Source organism: Sphingomonas sp. CCH9-F2, from assembly GCF_001556735.1.
Lineage (GTDB): Bacteria > Pseudomonadota > Alphaproteobacteria > Sphingomonadales > Sphingomonadaceae > Sphingomonas > Sphingomonas ginsenosidimutans.
On sequence record NZ_LSJO01000210.1, the window covers coordinates 1 to 801 of the forward strand.

Below are 801 nucleotides of genomic sequence, written 5' to 3' on the forward strand. Positions count from 1 at the left end.
CACGCCCTGCGCCGCGGCGGGCGTGGCGGCGGCCGACAGCAGGGCGGCGGGCAGGGGGGCCAGGAACAGCGCGGCGGCGATCAGCTTCTTCATCGCCGCCGACCCTATCGCCGCGCCGTCGCCGCGCAAGCCGTAACGTCGCTACGCGCCGACCGCCGCCGCGACGCTCGCAAAGCCGTCGCGCGCCAGCAGCGCCGCCAGATCCTGCACGATCCGTCGCGGCAACCCCGGCCCTTCGTAGACCAGCGCGGTATAGACCTGCACCAGGCTGGCGCCCGCGCGGATCCGGGCATAGGCCTCCGCCCCGCTGTCGATCCCGCCGACCGCGATCAGCGGCACTGCCGCGCCGGTCGCGCGGCGCATGTCGGCCAGCCGCGTGCGCGCCAGGTCGCGTAGCGGCGCGCCCGACAGGCCGCCGGTCTCGCCCGCGTCGCGCGCGTTGAGTGGCGGGCGCGACACGGTGGTGTTGCCCATCACCAGCGCATCGACCCGCGCATCGATCGCGGCGCGCGCGATCCCGTCGATCATGCCCGCATCCAGATCCGGCGCGACCTTCAGGAACAGCGGCGTGGCCCCGCGCGCCGCCATGCACGCCGCCAGCAGCTCGGCCAGCGCCGCGCCCTGTTGCAGGTCGCGTAAGCCTGGGGTGTTGGGCGAACTGATGTTGATCGTGATGTAATCGGCGACCGGCGCGGCGGCGGTGACGCCCGCGACATAATCGGCGACGCGGTCGGTCGCATCCTTGTTGGCGCCGACGTTGATGCCCAGCACGCCCGCCCGCCGCGCGGCGCCGGCCCGCGC

General features: G+C 75.2%; 1 protein-coding gene. It reads right to left on the reverse strand.

The genetic code is table 11. The features are described from left to right. Positions 1-141: 141 nt before the first annotated feature. Positions 142-801, reverse strand: a 660-nt coding sequence (gene pyrD / locus AX685_RS06195; protein ID WP_082740629.1) for a dihydroorotate dehydrogenase (quinone), incomplete at its 5' end; no start/stop codon positions are given.